The following is a 14213-nucleotide window of genomic DNA, read 5'->3' as shown; positions in this document are numbered from 1 at the left end:
AAGGAGCGGATCGTTTGGAAGAGAACCGATTAACGGGAAAGACGGCCATCATTACAGGAGCGAACAGCGGACTCGGCCTTGAGACCGCAAAAGTTTTTGCCGGACAAGGTGCACATGTCATTCTTGCTGTTCGGGACATAGATAAAGGGCAAACCGCCCTGGAAGACATAAAAAAAGAAGCACCTGGTGCTTCCGCTGAAGTTATGCAGCTCGATTTGTCAGACCTTGACAGCGTTCGGGCATTTGCTGAACAGGCAAATAGAACAATAGAGTCATTGGATTTACTGATCAATAACGCGGGCGTCATGGTTCCCCCTTTCACCCAGACAAAAGAGGGAATCGAGCTGCAGTTTGCCAGCAATCACTTAGGCCATTTTGCATTGACCGGCCTCTTATTGCCTCTTCTTTTAAAGGCACCGGAGTCTCGGGTAGTGACACTCAGCAGCCTGGCTCATCGCGGTGCTGCCATTGATTTTGATAACCTTGACGGCGCAAAAGGCTATAAAGGCATGAAATTTTATGGCCAAAGCAAGCTGGCCAATTTGATGTTCGCCCAGGAACTCGATAAAAGATTGAAGCAGCATGGCCTGCCAACAATCAGTATCGCCTGCCATCCCGGGATTTCTGCGACCAATTTGTTCAAGTTCGGCAAACGGGAAGCTCCGCGGATTTTCAAAGGGTTGATGAACCGGTATTTCCAGCCTGCAGTAATGGGTGCGCTCCCCACCATCTATGCAGCAACTGAACCCGGCTTAAAGGGCGGCGAATATATCGGCCCGGACGGCAAAGGCCAGCGCCGAGGTTATCCCATTATTGAAACTCCTCATAAGGCAGCCCATAACGAAGCAGTGAGCCAGAGGCTGTGGGAAATCTCAGAAAAACTGACCGGAGTAAGTTTCAACTTCACGAATTAAATCTCGTCCAATCGCTATCGACACAACTTAAGTGCTGTTCACTTTTCGTCTAAAGAAAAAAACAAATGATTTCTATCAGAATATTGTGTTGACGATTAAATCTAACGGTGGTAAAGTTTTCAACATAGTTTAATAGCAATTTGTTCTTATCATGAGAGGTGGAGGGATTGGCCCTACGAAACCTCGGCAGCGGGCTCGCAACCAGAGCACTGTGCCAAATCCAACAAGCTTTTTTAGCTTGAGAGATAAGAAGAGCCGGAATTTCAATGTGTTTTCACATGCCTGCCTCTTCTTATAGAAGAGGCTTTTTGTTTGCCTTCATGTTGGAACAGTTCTATTAACTTAAAACCAAGTAAACCAATAGAAAAGGAAGGTGCAAAATTTATGAAAAACACGAAACATCTTTTATTGTTGCTGGCAGTTCTGGCAGCCGTTATCTTGTTGGCCGCATGCGGCAGCAAAGAAACATCGAACGAAGCAGCAGCCTCATCAGAAAACAAAGAACAAAACGCGTGGGAGCGCATCGAAGAAGCCGGCAAAATCGTTGTCGGAACAGAAGGCCTTTATTATCCGATTACATATCATGATGAAACAACGAAAGAATTGACTGGGTATGATGTGGAAGTTGCCCGTGCTCTAGGCGAGAAACTTGGGCTTGAAGTTGAGTTCAAAGAAATGGAATTCGATGGCTTGCTTCCGGCGCTTCGCAATGGCCAAATTGATATTGCGGCCAATGATTTCGCCATTACAGATGAACGCAAAGAAAAATTCGATTTCACGGTTCCGGTGAAACATTCCTACGGTTCTGCCATTGTACGTGAAAGCGACAACTCCGGCATTGAATCAGTGGAAGATTTGAAAGGCAAAAAAGTCGGCGGTTCTGCTACAAGCAACTATTCGAAATTTGCCCAGGAACAAGGAGCTGAAGTGATTGTTTATACCGGTTCTGATACAGTTCTTCCGGAAATCGTCAATGGCCGCGTGGATGCGACGCTGAACGATTACCTGGTATTGATGCGCTCACTTGAGCAGTATGACAAGCCCGGCTTGAAACTGGCTGAAGGCGTTAAGTTCTCCTTCAGCAGCAGTGCCATCGTTATGCCGAAAGACAGTCCAGAACTGAAAGAAAAACTCGATGCTGCGCTTGAAGAATTGCTGGCTGACGGAACGCTTAAAGAAATCTCCACTAAATTCCTGGGTGCCGATGTGACTCAGCCGCTTGAGAAAGAGTAATCATTTTTGGGGAATCTTCGGGTTCCCCTTTTATACATAATAAGCAAAGGAGTTTTCCGATGGCCGACTTTAAATGGGAATATCTTTTTAATGTAGAAATCGCACTGGACTCCCTTCCTTTCATATTGGAAGGGGCCTGGCAGACCATCTTGATTGCATTGGTCAGTATGTTTTTTGCGCTGATCATGGGGCTGTTCGTCGCCCTTGCCCGCATGAACCGCTTTATCGGCTTGTCCCTGCCTGCCCGGTTGTTCATTTCCTTTATGCGGGGCACTCCGCTGTTGGTCATTTTGTTCATCCTGTATTTCGGCTTTCCGATGGTCGGCATTGAAATGGAACCGCTGACTGCTGCCATCATCGGCATCAGCATCCATTTTTCCGCCTACACTGCAGAAATTATCCGCTCTGCCATCTCTTCTGTCTCAAAAGGCCAGTGGGAAGCAGCCGAGACTTTGCGGATGAGCTACTGGCAAACGATGACCCGCATCATTTTGCCGCAAGCGACGCGCATCGCTCTTCCGCCGTTATCGAGCACGTTTATGGATATCATCAAAGGGACTTCGCTCGCTATGGTCATCACCGTTTCCGAAATGTTCTACCGCGCCAAAGTAGTGGTCGGGCAAACGTATGAAAGCCTCACTTTGTATATCCTGGTCGCACTCATCTACTGGGCCATCTGTGCACTGGTGACGCTGTTGCAGGATTACCTCGAGAAAAAAGCAAACCGCTATGTGGCAGCGTGATAGGAGGCCATTTATATGATCAAAGTTGAAAATTTAAGCAAACAATTTGATGACGTGGAAGTGCTGAAATCGATCTCCTTAGAGATTAATAAAGGTGAAGTCGTCAGCATCATCGGGCCATCGGGTTCCGGCAAAACCACTTTGCTCCGCTGCTTGAACCTTTTGGAAACCCCGTCGCGTGGGTCACTCCAGATTAATGACGTCCGCGTCACATTCACTGGAAAAACGCCAAGCAAAAAACAAAAAATCGACATCCGCCAATTCTCAGGCATGGTGTTTCAGCATTTTCACTTATTCCCGCATAAGACGGTAATTGAAAACATTATCGAAGCGCCGCTTGTTGTGCAGAAAAGGAACAAGCTGGACTTGGTGCGCGAAGCAGAAGGGCTGCTGCAGAAAGTCGGACTGCTCAACCATAAAAACCAATATCCGGAACAATTGTCAGGCGGCCAGAAACAACGGGCCGCCATCGCCCGCATTCTTGCCTTAAAACCGGACCTCCTGTTGTTTGACGAACCGACTTCCGCACTTGACCCGGAACTGGTCGGCGAAGTATTGACGGTCATCAAAGAGTTGGCTTTGGAAGGGCAAACGATGGTCATCGTGACGCATGAAATGGATTTTGCCCGCGAAGTATCGGACCGTGTCATCTTTATCGCAGACGGCCATATTATCGAACAAGGGAAACCGGAAGATATTTTCACAGCGCCTACTGAGGAACGGACGCAGAAATTTTTGCAGAAGGTCTTGCTGAGAAGAGCCTGATTCCCAGGGAAAAACGGATGCGGCAGCTAAGGCAGCTGCCGCATTCGCTTTTTAATATTTGTCTCCTGTATTTTCAATATGCTTCTTTTCCCCGGTCTTATGGTCTGTAATAACTTTATCTCCTTTTGGAACATCTTCTCTGCCTTCATCCGGTGCATTTTGGAACGGCCCATCGACACCGATTTCACGGCTGTCGTCTTTTCCAAAAGCATCTTTTGCTTTCTTGGTGATTTTGTCCATCGTTGTTTTATTGTTTAAAGTGTTTCCATCTGAAGAGTTTGTTTTCATAGCTTATCCCTCCCTTAGAAGTTTAATGGCTGGGGACTAAACGAGCGACCTCTATCCTGTCAAGGCAGCGCTCTCCCATTGTTCCAAGCCCTACTGGATTAAATTCTTAATCTTTTTTATACCCTTTAATCCAATTAAAAAAACTGCCTCACATTTTTATTTGTGAGGCAGTTTCTTCTATATTACACCGTCCAGATAAACAAATGAGCAACCGTCACGAAAATAATGCTCAAAACCGTTTGCACCAAAATCAGCGGCCAAACCCATTTGAACCATTTGGTAATGGGAATGCCGGCCATCGCTAGTGCAGCAAACAGCAACCCGCTTGTCGGCGAGAAAATATTCGTTACCCCATCGCCCATTTGGTAAGCAAGGACCGCAGTCTGGCGGCTGACTCCAATCAAATCAGCAAGCGGCGTCATGATTGGCATACTCAATGCAGCCTGCCCGCTGCCTGAAGTGATGATCATATTCAAAAGAGTTTGAGTGGCAAACATAGCTACTGCACTCAAGGTTCCTGGGAGAGAAGAAACGACATTGGATATATTGTATAAAATCGTATCAATCGTCAAGCTTTCCTGCAGCAGAACTAGCGCCCCGTAAGCAAAGCCGACAATCAATGCCCCCGTCGCCATTTCCTCGCAGCCTTTGACAAATGACCGAGCCATTTGATTAAAACTCATCCGGTAAACCAAACCCATTACAATTGCCATAATCAAGAACAACCCTGCAATTTCTCCTATGTACCAGCCAAACTTGATAACCGAGTAAGCAAGGATGATCAATGTGGCTCCAAGGACAGCCAGAACGGCGATTTGGTTTTTCGTTATTTTTTGTTGATTCATAGCAGCCGTGTCTATTTGGCGTGCTTTGTCTTCTTCGTAAACCACACTTTTTGTTGGGTCTTTTTTCACTTTATGCGCATAAATCATGACAAAGGTAATGGCTGCAGCCATATAAACCAGCCAAAAGCCGATTCTTGGCAACATGCCTGAAAACAGCGGCAATTCCGCCAAGCCCTGAGCTACCCCTACTGTGAATGGGTTCATAAATGCCGCTGTAAAGCCCGCAGCCACCCCTACAAGAACCATTGCTGCTCCGACCATCGAATCATAGCCCAACAAGATAGCAAATGGAATCATGATCATTACGAATGGCAATGCTTCCTCAAACATTCCTATTGATGCACCAGCGACCCCAAAGAACATCATGACAATTGGAATCATCAGCATTTCTTTGCCTTTTGTTTTACTTGAAATACTTGCAAATGCCCCTTCTATCGCTTTCGTGTCCCGGAACACATGAAAGGCACCGCCAACTATGAAGATAAAGAAAATGATTGGTGCACTTTGCACCATCCCTTTATGGATGGATTGGAAAATATCCAAAAATCCAGCCGACGGTGCTGCAACTTCCTTATAAGATCCATCCACAACAACCGTTTGGCCCGCTTCGTTTGTTACACGTTCATATTCGCCTGCAGGAATAATATAAGTTAACAAAGCCATAACCAGAATTACACCAAACATGATAACAAATGGATGCAAGGATTCTTTCTTCTTTTTCTCTATATTGATGTGTTCGTTTACTGTAGCCATTTTATCCCCTCACCTTTTTAGCATTAGCTTTAATTTCTCCATTAAACACATGTTAAAGGTTACTATGAATAAAAAAGTCAGTCAATAAATTTTTATTTGATTTTATGTATAAAAATCAATTCACTCATTAATGACAAAGAATGATTTCATTGAAATTTCTTCTATTCAGAGCCATTTATTTATTCAACTATATGCAAAAGCAACCGATGCCATTTACTGAATCACCTGGCCGCTGGTCTTCTGGCCGTTTTATTCCATCCAATTAGGGAATGCTTTACAGAGATACATGTAGAGCAAATTGGAGGAATTTCATTGACGACGACTGTTGACGCTTTATTGACAAAAGAAGATTTTCAAAACCGCAGCGATTTGCCTGAATGGCTGCTTAACGAATACCAAACCTTCCATAACACGGTAACCGATAAAACGTTCCCCTGCTATTTCGGGATGAGCGGCGAGTTGAAAGGTGAGCTCCGCTACGCTTATGTCACCCAGGACGACTGGCGCAATTTGCCGGAAGCAGTTTCGGCATTTCTTCAGCTGTTTAAGGATCCAAAGCATAAGCGCCACGGCCTTTTTGTGTTTGTCGAGCCTTTTGAAACGGAAGGTTCTCTTGAAGAATACCGGAAGCAATTCTGGGATCTGCTGCAATACATGCACGATACCGATAAAACCGAATGGCCGAAAGATGCACCGAAAGATCCGGACCATTACCTGTGGGACTTTACCTTCGACGGCGAACCGATTTTCGTGTTCGGCAACGCCCCGGCATACAAACAGCGCAAAACGCGGCATCTCGGCAACGCGATGGTGCTCGGGTTCCAGCCGCGCCGCATTTTTGAAGGCTTGAAAGGGACCGAAAAAGGCGGCATCATGTCGCGCGACAAAGTGCGTTCCCGTGTGGAAGCTTGGGACCACTTGCCGACCCACCCGGACATCAGCCATTTTGGTGACCCGACGCACAATGAATGGAAGCAATTCTTCATTGGAGACGACAGCGAACCGATCAAAGGCAAATGCCCATTCCATCATAAAGAGATGGCTGAATAACCGATAAGGAGCTGCAGGAAACCCGAATGGGTCCTGCAGCTCCTTTTTGTCTTTTCCGCGCTTAAAATTCCATTGTATGTCACCGTCAGGTCCATTATACTTTTCAACAATATACAGGACTCCAGCGCACAACTCCCCGCTTTCTCGGAGGCCACTATTTCGGCTTCTGCTTTTTGTCTGGCCATTTTTTTAAAAAAGTTCGCGAGGTTTGTTCATATGGCTTCGTTGTATTCAGTAACAAGGCAAGGGAGGGATTCAAGTGGAGAATTTTATCGGTCGGTTAAAGCGGCGGGATGAAGAAGCCTTGGCATTTTTGATTGATACATACATGCCTTTTCTCAAAGGGATTTGCCAGCATATTCTAGCCAAAAGCTGTGGAAAACAAGCGGCAGAAGAATGCCTGAACGATGTATTCCTGACGATTTGGCAAAAATCCCACCAGTTTGAAGGCAGCAATGAGGATTTCCGCAAATGGGCTGGCATGGTTGCCAAATACAAAGCAATCGACCGGTATCGCCGGGAGACAAAACAGCAGCTGCGGGAAACATTGACCGATGAGAATGTGGCAAGCGGCGGCCGGCACTCCACGGAAGAAGCCGTCCTGAAGAACGAATCACGCGAGGAAATGCTGGTCCGGCTCCATCAACTGCCGGAAGCAGACCGTGAATTGTTTTTGATGCGGTATTATTTGGACCTGTCAAACAATGAAATTGCAGAAGCACTCGGCATCACCCTTTCTGCAGTCGAAAACCGGCTCTACCGCGGCAAGAGGAAACTGGGGCATTTGATGGAACGAAAGGAGCGATTCATATGAGTGACGTAAAGAAATGGCTGATGACCGATATTGAAGACTTTCCGGAAGCTGAAGTTTCCAGCTCTGAAAAAAAGCAGATGCACAAAAGCCTCCTCGGCAAAAAGCGCAAATCCCCATGGTTTGCCAAACTCGCACTTGCAGCCGGTATTTTTCTGGCATCCGCTGCTACAGCAACGATCGCTTTTCCTTCACTTGCTTCCCAGATTCCGGTTTTGCAGAATATCGTATCCTATTTTGATGGAGACGAATTGATTTTCAATCATTTCAGTGAAATGGCCCAGCCGATCGGATTGGCAAAGACAAGCAATGGCACGACGGTAGCTATCGAAGAAGCCGTTTACGACGGCACATCGGTCACCATCAGTTTTGCATTGAAGACCGAAAAAGACCTGGGTGAGTTCCCTAACGCAAGCGGCCTGCTGGAAGCATCTGGTGCCGGCGGTTCAGGCTCTGCCACCGCCATGGAGAAAGTGGATGATACAACTTATGCCGGCATGATCACGATGGCTCCGGATTTCTTTTTCGGTCCGCCCAGCACCTTGAAACTTTCTTGGAAACCCGAGGCTTTCGAAGATATGGAAACCGGCACACGCGTAGCTGGAGATTGGGCATTTGAGTTTAAACTCAAAGCCATTGACAGCGAAAAGGTGCCAATCGGCAAAGAGATTTTCTTTGAAGGCGGCAGCTATGCTTTGGATAAACTGAAGTTAACGAAACTGTCCACCGTGATGACGCTGTCGAAAGACGAAATTGATGAAAATCACTATATGACTGATTGGCAATTGAAAGACGACCTCGGAAATATCTATCCTATGCGGTTTGGAACCGGCAACGAGTCCCGGCAACAATTCACCTTTGAAGCCATGGATCCGGCAGCTTCTTCTGTAACCATCATTCCAACCATTACGTATGTTGAGAACTTTGAAGATGAAGGTAGTCCGGTGGATGCTTCTTCCGTATCAATAGAAATAAAATAAACTCCCAAAATCAATTGTTCCCTAAAAAAGCCGATGTTCTGCTTTCTGCAGAAACATCGGCTTTTTGATTTATGGGGTTTCGAAGCTGTTATTTCGTCATTTCTTTCACTGGAACCCAAATCTCGCTATAGACTTTCTGCGGATTTGAAAAGCCGCCGTTAAAAGAGATTTCCGGTCCGTCTTCCAGTTCATAATGGGACGAAGGCAGCCATTCCGAAAAGATTTTCGCCCATGTCTGTTGGAGCGTTTGGGGAAACGGCCCTTCTGAGCTGAAAACAGCCCAGCTTCCTGCCGGCACTTCCACTACATCAAAATCTTCAAAATCGCGATCTTCTGTCGTGATGGAGCCGATCAAATGGTCCAATTGCCCTTTTTCGATGTTGCGCCCTTCGTCAAAATTGAACGAAGCGTTGACGACGGTTTTCACTTCCGTGTTGCGCAATTGCTGCAGCTGCTCCCGCTGTTCCGGTGTAATGGACTGCACCATTTTCATGATCTCCGGATTTTCGCCTTCAAAAACAATCGGCACGCGTTTTTTGATTCCCACTAATTTAAATGGCTCTTTCTCTACAATGCGATATTCCATATCAATTCCTCCTTGTACAATCAGTTGGAAAGTCAGCTTTGGAAACACTTTGAACAAATCGCTATTTTTCACTTCCGACGGATTCATGCCAGACCAGTCACGAAATGCCCGGCTAAAACCGTCCGCTGAATCGTAGCCATATTTGACGGCAACGTCCAATACCCGCTCGCCGCCCTGCTGCAGATCGAAGGCTGCCTGGGACAATCGCCGGTTTCGGATATACGAATTCAGGCTCATGCCGGACAAATACGAAAACAATTTGCGGAAATGGTATTCCGAAACACCTGCAATCGCCGCTACTTCCTCAAAATCAATGTCCGCGTCCAACTGTTCTTCAATATAGCGCAAGGCTTCATTCATATCTTTTAGCATATCCATTTGCTGACCTCCTTTCCCTTTTCATTGTACGAGGAATCGAATCGACTCATCCGATGTGCACAGGTTGGAAAAAGTCGGATTTCTTACTTCATTGCTCCCAAGGAAAAGAACCGGCAAATAAAGATTTTGGCACTGCGACTCTTACCGTCACCAAGTCATTGACAATCTGGCTGAATTTCAAATCACAGACTGCGCTCAATAAACGGTAGCCGTCATCAAACGGCAAACCGAGCCAGTCGGCCAATTGCTTCGCCGTCTGGTACAAAACCGTATCGATGGCTTCTTCGTAAGATTTTGCAGAGGCAAGGAAGTATAGAAAATCGTCATCTTCGACCAGCGGGTTTTCAATTAGGACAGGCGCTTTCGTGAAGCGCAGCCCGATAACTCCGCTTGTTTCAACACCAGTGCCGCTCAGTTCCCCGTCTCCCATTGCCGCATGCAAATCTCCAAACGCCGCAAGTGCTCCGTCTGCAAACACAGGCAGATACAATTTATTGCCCGCTTTGATATCTTTTGTATCGAGATTTCCGCCATGTTCCCCTGGAAGGGCTGTCGAGATTTCCCCTTCCGCCGGCGCAACGCCGGCCACACCGATCATCGAACTTACCGGCAACTTGAGCGATTCGGCAAACTCTATTTGGCCATTCCGGATCGGCAAAATTTTTGTCGTCGAATCCGTGACATGCTCGCCCAACGGACCAAGTCCAGGGGCAGCCATCATGATACCAAAGTCCCCCGTTTCGATTGACAGCACCTCGACACATAAGGTGTCTCCTTTTTGAATGCCGTTAATGTAAATGGGCCCGGTTGCCGGATTCAGCCGGCTTCTGTCAAAATCCCCGCGGAGCGTAGAGCTGTCCTGCACCTGTCCGTCGTAGCAATCCATCGTTTCCACCGCCACTGCCTCACCCAGTTCCACAAAATATGCCGGTTCGTGTTTTTTTGAAAATGCCGTAATTCTATGTTCAGTTGAAAATCGCTTCATTTGTCCCCATCCTTTTTCCCTTTTAACAACCATTATAGCCGAAGTGACCACTACTCGGAATGGCTCAAAATCAATAGCGTTCCAAAACCAGCTCCATGTTTGCGGCGGTCGCCGCCTTGCTTCCTTCTGCTGCTGCAATAATTAGCGATGAAGGGCCGCCGGTAACGTTTTCCCCGGCTGCATAAACGCCGGGCACAGAAGTCCGCCCAAAAGGATCCATTACCAAGGCGCCGTTGCTGTCGAGTTCACACCCCAGTTGTTCCGCAAAAGGATTTGGACGGTAATAAGATGGCACGACAAACCCGCCTGTCCGCTCCAGTTCTTCTCCGCCCTCAAACACCAGTTTCTTTAAATAGCCGTCTTTTCCTTCCAGAGCAGCAATTTTACCGCTTTTGACGTGAATGTTTTTCCGCTTGAACTCTTGCAGCGTTTCGGCTGTGAAATCGTGCCCATTGCTTGCAATGACAAGATTTTCTGTCCAGTTGTACACGAGCTTTCCTAAATGCAAAGCATGCGCTTCTATTTCAGCAATGACCACGAGCGGCTGATCTCTCATTTCCCAACCGTCACAGTACGGGCAGCTGTAAAGGCTTTTGCCGTAATAATCGCGGATGCCTGGAATATCCGGAAATGCTTCCTGGACGCCTGTAGCCAGGATTACTTTTTCCGCTTTAAATTCTTCGCCGGCGGCTGAAATTGTAAAAGAACCATTTTCCAGCCGTTCAATGGCCGATACCGTTTTGGAGAAATGTTCGACGGAGGAATAAGGCTTTAACTGATCAATTGCAATGGTTCGGAATTCTTCAGGCTTGATGCCATCCCGAGTCAGAAAACCATGGGATTCCTGCGTAACCCGATTCCGGTTGGTTTTATTGTCAAAAACCGCTACTTTTCTTCGCGATCTTCCGAGCACTAAGGCTGCACTCAGTCCCGCTGCCCCTCCGCCTATAATGGCACAATTCACTGTTTTCATTTCGACTCATCTCCTCGGATTTTCAAAGGACTTAAAAGACTCTTTAAGTCCTTAATTGATTTAAAAAGAAACAGCGGTTTATTTTGCCGCTGCTATTTCTTTTGCCAAATCGGCTATTTTTATGTTTCTCAGTTCTTCTTCCATTTTCTCTTCCGCCGAAACCATTACTTGCTGAATCAGGCAGTTCGGTCCGTGATCAACATCGCAGTCAAACAGCGAAGCTTTTCCTTCAATGGCGTGGATGATATCAAGAAATGAAATGTTTTCCCAGTTTGCTTTCAGCAAATAGCCTCCATTGGCGCCTGAAGCGGATTGCACCATGCCTTCTTTCACCAATTTCGTCAGGATTTTAGACAAGTAAGTCGGAGAAAGTTTCTGCTGCTGGGCCAATTGCTGCACGCCCATCGGTTTGTCCGGTGTAGCTACTGCCAGATGCAGCATGGTATGAAGGGCGTAATTTGTTGCTTTAGAATATTTCATATAATTGTCCGTCTCCTTTCAAAGACTTCATGGGTCTATAATAACTTCAAACTCAATATTTGTCAATCGAATTGGATTTGTACGAGCAGGATTAGCAATTCAATAGAAGGGAAAACATAAGAATAATGCAGAAAGGATGAGCGGCATGAAAAACAAATTAGCAGCCGGCCTTCTCGGTATTTTCCTCGGTGATTTTGGAGCCCATAAATTCTATCTTGGCAAACCGAAAACCGGTCTTTTGTATTTAGCCTTCTGTTGGACAGCTATCCCTGCGATTCTTGGATTCATCGAAGGTGTTTCTTATATATTGTCGTCAGAAGAAAATTTTCAGGCGAAGCACGGCAGAAGATATTAATGCCAACACCTGCGTAAACTCGACAAGTTGCTGCAGGTTTTTATTATGCCGACATCTTGCATGAATTCATTTACTGAATTCCTTCATTTCCTGAAACCTTCCATCTTTTGGAACGTATTTGTAATAGAAGCATTTTCAGCAGATTGCAGGTATGAAGGAGAGGGCCAGCCATGGGGAAGTTATTATTAAGTATAGCCGTACTGTTCATAGTCATTTTTCTGGTCAAGGTTTTATTGCGGAAAATCTTCCATATCGAAAAACGGAAAAAAGAGTTCTTTTCTTATAGTCATGTCAATAGTCTGCATCGGAAAGTTGATTGGGCTATTCGGATTGGTTCTATGATTGTTTATCTCATTTTCTTTTACAAGTTAATCTATGAAGATTATTCCCTCAATCTAATGCTAGGCATTATGCTTACTCTTTTTGTTCTGCAGATGGCCGTTCAGGCATTTTTCGAATGGCGCTATTCCGAACATCCAAAGGAAGCCATTTTGACGGCAAGCGAAATGGCCATTTTAGCTCTAGCTATCGGAGCAGTCATCTGGTTTGATCTGATGAAATTTTTAATAGATGCTCCCGTTTCCTAAACAGAGCCCCTGCTGAGATCCATTGATCTCAACAGGGGCTCTTGCTGCTTTATGAACCGTAATTTTCTTCACTTTCTTCTTGCAGCTGTTTTACTTTCGCCTCGAGCTTTTCATGCATGTCTTTGCGGATGGTGTCTTTTCTTTCCTGTTCCTGTCTGAAATATTGGGTCACGGTTTCGTGCCGTGTCTCGATCAACTCTTTGTATTTAGTAGCTGCTTCCTCGTCTTTGAACTTTCCGAGATCCGCCAATTTGTTGGACATGCTGTACATATTATTCAAGGAAGCCAGCGATTTGCCGTAAATGTCGTTGTTGTATTTCAGCAGATCACTATAGATGTTATTGCTTTGGTGCAAAATATCATAATAGCGGTCATTGCCCCAAGCCAGCCATTCCCAGTACAGGCGGCTGTATTCCTGCTTCAGGTATTCATTCAGTTCGCTTTCCGAGTAAACGGATTTGTACTGTCCTTTGCCGGCTTTCGCAACCTCTTCAAGCTGTTTCTGCCCTTCGTTGTCCACATCAAATCCAATGATATTCACTTCCGCTTCAATGCCGGATCCACTGAGAGATGCAGCAGCTGCGACCGGATTGCCGCCACAAGTCTCAATGCCGTCGCTGACAACATAAATCACATTGCGGATATTGTCGCCATTCTGTTCCTGCAAATCCTGTTCGGCTGCTTCGATGGCCCCTGCTAAAGGCGTCCACCCCGCCGGTGCAAACTCTTCAAGCGCTGCGGTGAATTTAGATTCGTCGTAAGCACTCAAGTCATATACCACTTCGTTAGAGCTGCAGGACATTTCCTTATCGGCATTGGTTCCCTCGCCTTTATGGCCGTAGATGCGCAGCATGACATTTGAGCCTTCAGGCAGGTCTGCTGCGTATTTTTGGATTGCCTGTTTGGCCAGTTTCATCTTTTGGCCGCTCGATACTTCCCCAGCCATACTGCCGCTTGCATCCAAAAGTACGGCGACATTGACCGTTTCCTGTTCCGGCAGATCGATTTCGTCTTCTGGTGTGGCGGAATCAATCGTGATCACCGGATCGATTGCTTCGAATTTCGCTGCCGGCTCCTCAAGATCCGGTGCAATCAATGAAACAATCAGGGAATAGGCTTCTTCTCCGGTCATTCCATCTGGAGCTGCTTCCAATTCTTTCTGGATTTCCTCCATCTGATTTCTTGCATCGTATTTTCCTTTTTCTTTCACGATTTCTTCTACATTATGTATGGCTGCTTCCGGGATGGCCGGTTCAGCTGGCGCTTCTTTTTCTGCTTCTTTTTCTGCTTCTTTCTCAGCTTGCTGCTCTTCTTTAGCCGGCTGCTTGTCCGCCGCACTCGGTTTTTCATCGCTGGAACAGCCGGCCAGCATAGCTGCTAACAGCAGATTTCCAACCAGGAGCATTTTAAAATTCGTCATCGGCACCGTTCTCCATTTCTTCTTGCGTTTGCTTTCTTCTTTATTGTACGGGTTAAAGCTGAAAGAA

16 protein-coding genes and 1 riboswitch are annotated in these 14213 nt (G+C 46.3%); of the genes, 9 read left to right on the top strand and 7 right to left on the bottom strand.

Annotation, left to right across the window (positions count from 1 at the left end; genetic code table 11):
- The first annotated feature begins 14 nt into the window (after positions 1 to 14).
- The 4 genes from QWY22_RS04380 to QWY22_RS04365 all read left to right on the top strand — a co-directional run bounded on the left by QWY22_RS04380 (position 15) and on the right by QWY22_RS04365 (position 3655).
- Entirely contained in the window at positions 15 to 914 is a 900-nt protein-coding gene (locus QWY22_RS04380) for an oxidoreductase (RefSeq protein WP_300983267.1), read from the top strand.
- Between the two features lie 143 nt (positions 915 to 1057).
- A riboswitch (SAM riboswitch) is annotated at positions 1058 to 1166 on the top strand.
- Positions 1167 to 1298: 132 nt separating this feature from the next.
- Positions 1299 to 2147 carry a transporter substrate-binding domain-containing protein gene (locus QWY22_RS04375; protein WP_300983266.1) on the top strand — a complete coding sequence of 283 codons (849 nt, stop codon included), beginning with the start codon at positions 1299 to 1301 and terminating at the stop codon, positions 2145 to 2147.
- 59 nt (positions 2148 to 2206) lie between these two features.
- Positions 2207 to 2890 (top strand): amino acid ABC transporter permease, encoded by a 684-nt coding sequence (locus tag QWY22_RS04370; RefSeq protein WP_300983265.1) that lies wholly within the window; start codon positions 2207 to 2209, stop codon positions 2888 to 2890.
- A 15-nt stretch (positions 2891 to 2905) separates the two neighbouring features.
- A complete protein-coding gene (locus QWY22_RS04365) occupies positions 2906 to 3655 on the top strand; it encodes an amino acid ABC transporter ATP-binding protein (protein WP_300983264.1) in 750 nt (249 codons plus the stop codon).
- Between the two features lie 51 nt (positions 3656 to 3706).
- Here the strand turns inward: QWY22_RS04365 and QWY22_RS04360 are convergent, their stop codons facing one another.
- Positions 3707 to 3943, bottom strand: coding sequence for a hypothetical protein (locus tag QWY22_RS04360; RefSeq protein WP_300983263.1), 237 nt, complete (start codon positions 3941 to 3943; stop codon positions 3707 to 3709).
- A gap of 182 nt (positions 3944 to 4125) precedes the next feature.
- Positions 4126 to 5541, bottom strand: a complete 1416-nt coding sequence (locus tag QWY22_RS04355) for a YfcC family protein (protein WP_300983262.1) — start codon at positions 5539 to 5541, stop codon at positions 4126 to 4128.
- Positions 5542 to 5853: 312 nt separating this feature from the next.
- On the opposite strand from QWY22_RS04355, the gene QWY22_RS04350 reads away from it, so the two are divergent.
- The 3 genes from QWY22_RS04350 to QWY22_RS04340 all read left to right on the top strand — a co-directional run bounded on the left by QWY22_RS04350 (position 5854) and on the right by QWY22_RS04340 (position 8382).
- Entirely contained in the window at positions 5854 to 6591 is a 738-nt protein-coding gene (locus tag QWY22_RS04350) for a YqcI/YcgG family protein (protein WP_300983261.1), read from the top strand.
- A gap of 259 nt (positions 6592 to 6850) precedes the next feature.
- Entirely contained in the window at positions 6851 to 7405 is a 555-nt protein-coding gene (locus QWY22_RS04345; RefSeq protein WP_300983260.1) for a sigma-70 family RNA polymerase sigma factor, read from the top strand.
- Positions 7402 to 8382, top strand: a complete 981-nt coding sequence (locus QWY22_RS04340; RefSeq protein WP_300983259.1) for a DUF4179 domain-containing protein — start codon at positions 7402 to 7404, stop codon at positions 8380 to 8382. The genes QWY22_RS04345 and QWY22_RS04340 overlap by 4 nt, the downstream gene beginning before the upstream one ends.
- An 88-nt stretch (positions 8383 to 8470) precedes the next feature.
- Here the strand turns inward: QWY22_RS04340 and QWY22_RS04335 are convergent, their stop codons facing one another.
- The 4 genes from QWY22_RS04335 to QWY22_RS04320 all read right to left on the bottom strand — a co-directional run bounded on the left by QWY22_RS04335 (position 8471) and on the right by QWY22_RS04320 (position 11784).
- Entirely contained in the window at positions 8471 to 9346 is an 876-nt protein-coding gene (locus tag QWY22_RS04335; protein ID WP_300983258.1) for an AraC family transcriptional regulator, read from the bottom strand.
- A gap of 88 nt (positions 9347 to 9434) precedes the next feature.
- Positions 9435 to 10331 (bottom strand): acetamidase/formamidase family protein, encoded by an 897-nt coding sequence (locus QWY22_RS04330; protein ID WP_300983257.1) that lies wholly within the window; start codon positions 10329 to 10331, stop codon positions 9435 to 9437.
- Between the two features lie 70 nt (positions 10332 to 10401).
- A complete protein-coding gene (locus tag QWY22_RS04325; RefSeq protein WP_300983256.1) occupies positions 10402 to 11304 on the bottom strand; it encodes an NAD(P)/FAD-dependent oxidoreductase in 903 nt (300 codons plus the stop codon).
- Between the two features lie 78 nt (positions 11305 to 11382).
- Positions 11383 to 11784 carry an Rrf2 family transcriptional regulator gene (locus tag QWY22_RS04320; protein ID WP_300983254.1) on the bottom strand — a complete coding sequence of 134 codons (402 nt, stop codon included), beginning with the start codon at positions 11782 to 11784 and terminating at the stop codon, positions 11383 to 11385.
- A 145-nt stretch (positions 11785 to 11929) separates the two neighbouring features.
- On the opposite strand from QWY22_RS04320, the gene QWY22_RS04315 reads away from it, so the two are divergent.
- Both QWY22_RS04315 and QWY22_RS04310 read left to right on the top strand, forming a co-directional pair.
- Positions 11930 to 12139, top strand: coding sequence for a TM2 domain-containing protein (locus QWY22_RS04315; RefSeq protein ID WP_300983253.1), 210 nt, complete (start codon positions 11930 to 11932; stop codon positions 12137 to 12139).
- A 170-nt stretch (positions 12140 to 12309) separates the two neighbouring features.
- Positions 12310 to 12726, top strand: a complete 417-nt coding sequence (locus QWY22_RS04310; protein WP_300983252.1) for a DUF4181 domain-containing protein — start codon at positions 12310 to 12312, stop codon at positions 12724 to 12726.
- A 49-nt stretch (positions 12727 to 12775) separates the two neighbouring features.
- On the opposite strand, the gene QWY22_RS04305 is transcribed toward QWY22_RS04310, so the two are convergent.
- Complete coding sequence (locus QWY22_RS04305) at positions 12776 to 14146, bottom strand: vWA domain-containing protein (RefSeq protein ID WP_300983251.1); 1371 nt, start codon at positions 14144 to 14146, stop codon at positions 12776 to 12778.
- Positions 14147 to 14213: the final 67 nt, after the last annotated feature.

Source organism: Planococcus liqunii (assembly GCF_030413595.1).
GTDB classification, from domain to species: Bacteria; Bacillota; Bacilli; order Bacillales_A; family Planococcaceae; genus Planococcus; species Planococcus liqunii.
Note: the sequence above shows the minus strand (reverse complement) of the source record. Positions and strands in the feature narration are given on the sequence as shown.

What these genes read in the sequence shown, in the direction of transcription:
- QWY22_RS04330 (WP_300983257.1), bottom strand. Translation starts at nt 10,331, where the DNA reads ATGAAGCGATTTTCAACTGAACATAGAATTACGGCATTTTCAAAAAAA.
- QWY22_RS04370 (WP_300983265.1), top strand. Translation starts at nt 2,207, where the DNA reads ATGGCCGACTTTAAATGGGAATATCTTTTTAATGTAGAAATCGCACTG.
- QWY22_RS04310 (WP_300983252.1), top strand. Translation starts at nt 12,310, where the DNA reads ATGGGGAAGTTATTATTAAGTATAGCCGTACTGTTCATAGTCATTTTT.
- QWY22_RS04320 (WP_300983254.1), bottom strand. Translation starts at nt 11,784, where the DNA reads ATGAAATATTCTAAAGCAACAAATTACGCCCTTCATACCATGCTGCAT.
- QWY22_RS04335 (WP_300983258.1), bottom strand. Translation starts at nt 9,346, where the DNA reads ATGGATATGCTAAAAGATATGAATGAAGCCTTGCGCTATATTGAAGAA.
- QWY22_RS04365 (WP_300983264.1), top strand. Translation starts at nt 2,906, where the DNA reads ATGATCAAAGTTGAAAATTTAAGCAAACAATTTGATGACGTGGAAGTG.
- QWY22_RS04325 (WP_300983256.1), bottom strand. Translation starts at nt 11,304, where the DNA reads ATGAAAACAGTGAATTGTGCCATTATAGGCGGAGGGGCAGCGGGACTG.
- QWY22_RS04355 (WP_300983262.1), bottom strand. Translation starts at nt 5,541, where the DNA reads ATGGCTACAGTAAACGAACACATCAATATAGAGAAAAAGAAGAAAGAA.
- QWY22_RS04315 (WP_300983253.1), top strand. Translation starts at nt 11,930, where the DNA reads ATGAAAAACAAATTAGCAGCCGGCCTTCTCGGTATTTTCCTCGGTGAT.
- QWY22_RS04360 (WP_300983263.1), bottom strand. Translation starts at nt 3,943, where the DNA reads ATGAAAACAAACTCTTCAGATGGAAACACTTTAAACAATAAAACAACG.
- QWY22_RS04305 (WP_300983251.1), bottom strand. Translation starts at nt 14,146, where the DNA reads ATGACGAATTTTAAAATGCTCCTGGTTGGAAATCTGCTGTTAGCAGCT.
- QWY22_RS04375 (WP_300983266.1), top strand. Translation starts at nt 1,299, where the DNA reads ATGAAAAACACGAAACATCTTTTATTGTTGCTGGCAGTTCTGGCAGCC.
- QWY22_RS04340 (WP_300983259.1), top strand. Translation starts at nt 7,402, where the DNA reads ATGAGTGACGTAAAGAAATGGCTGATGACCGATATTGAAGACTTTCCG.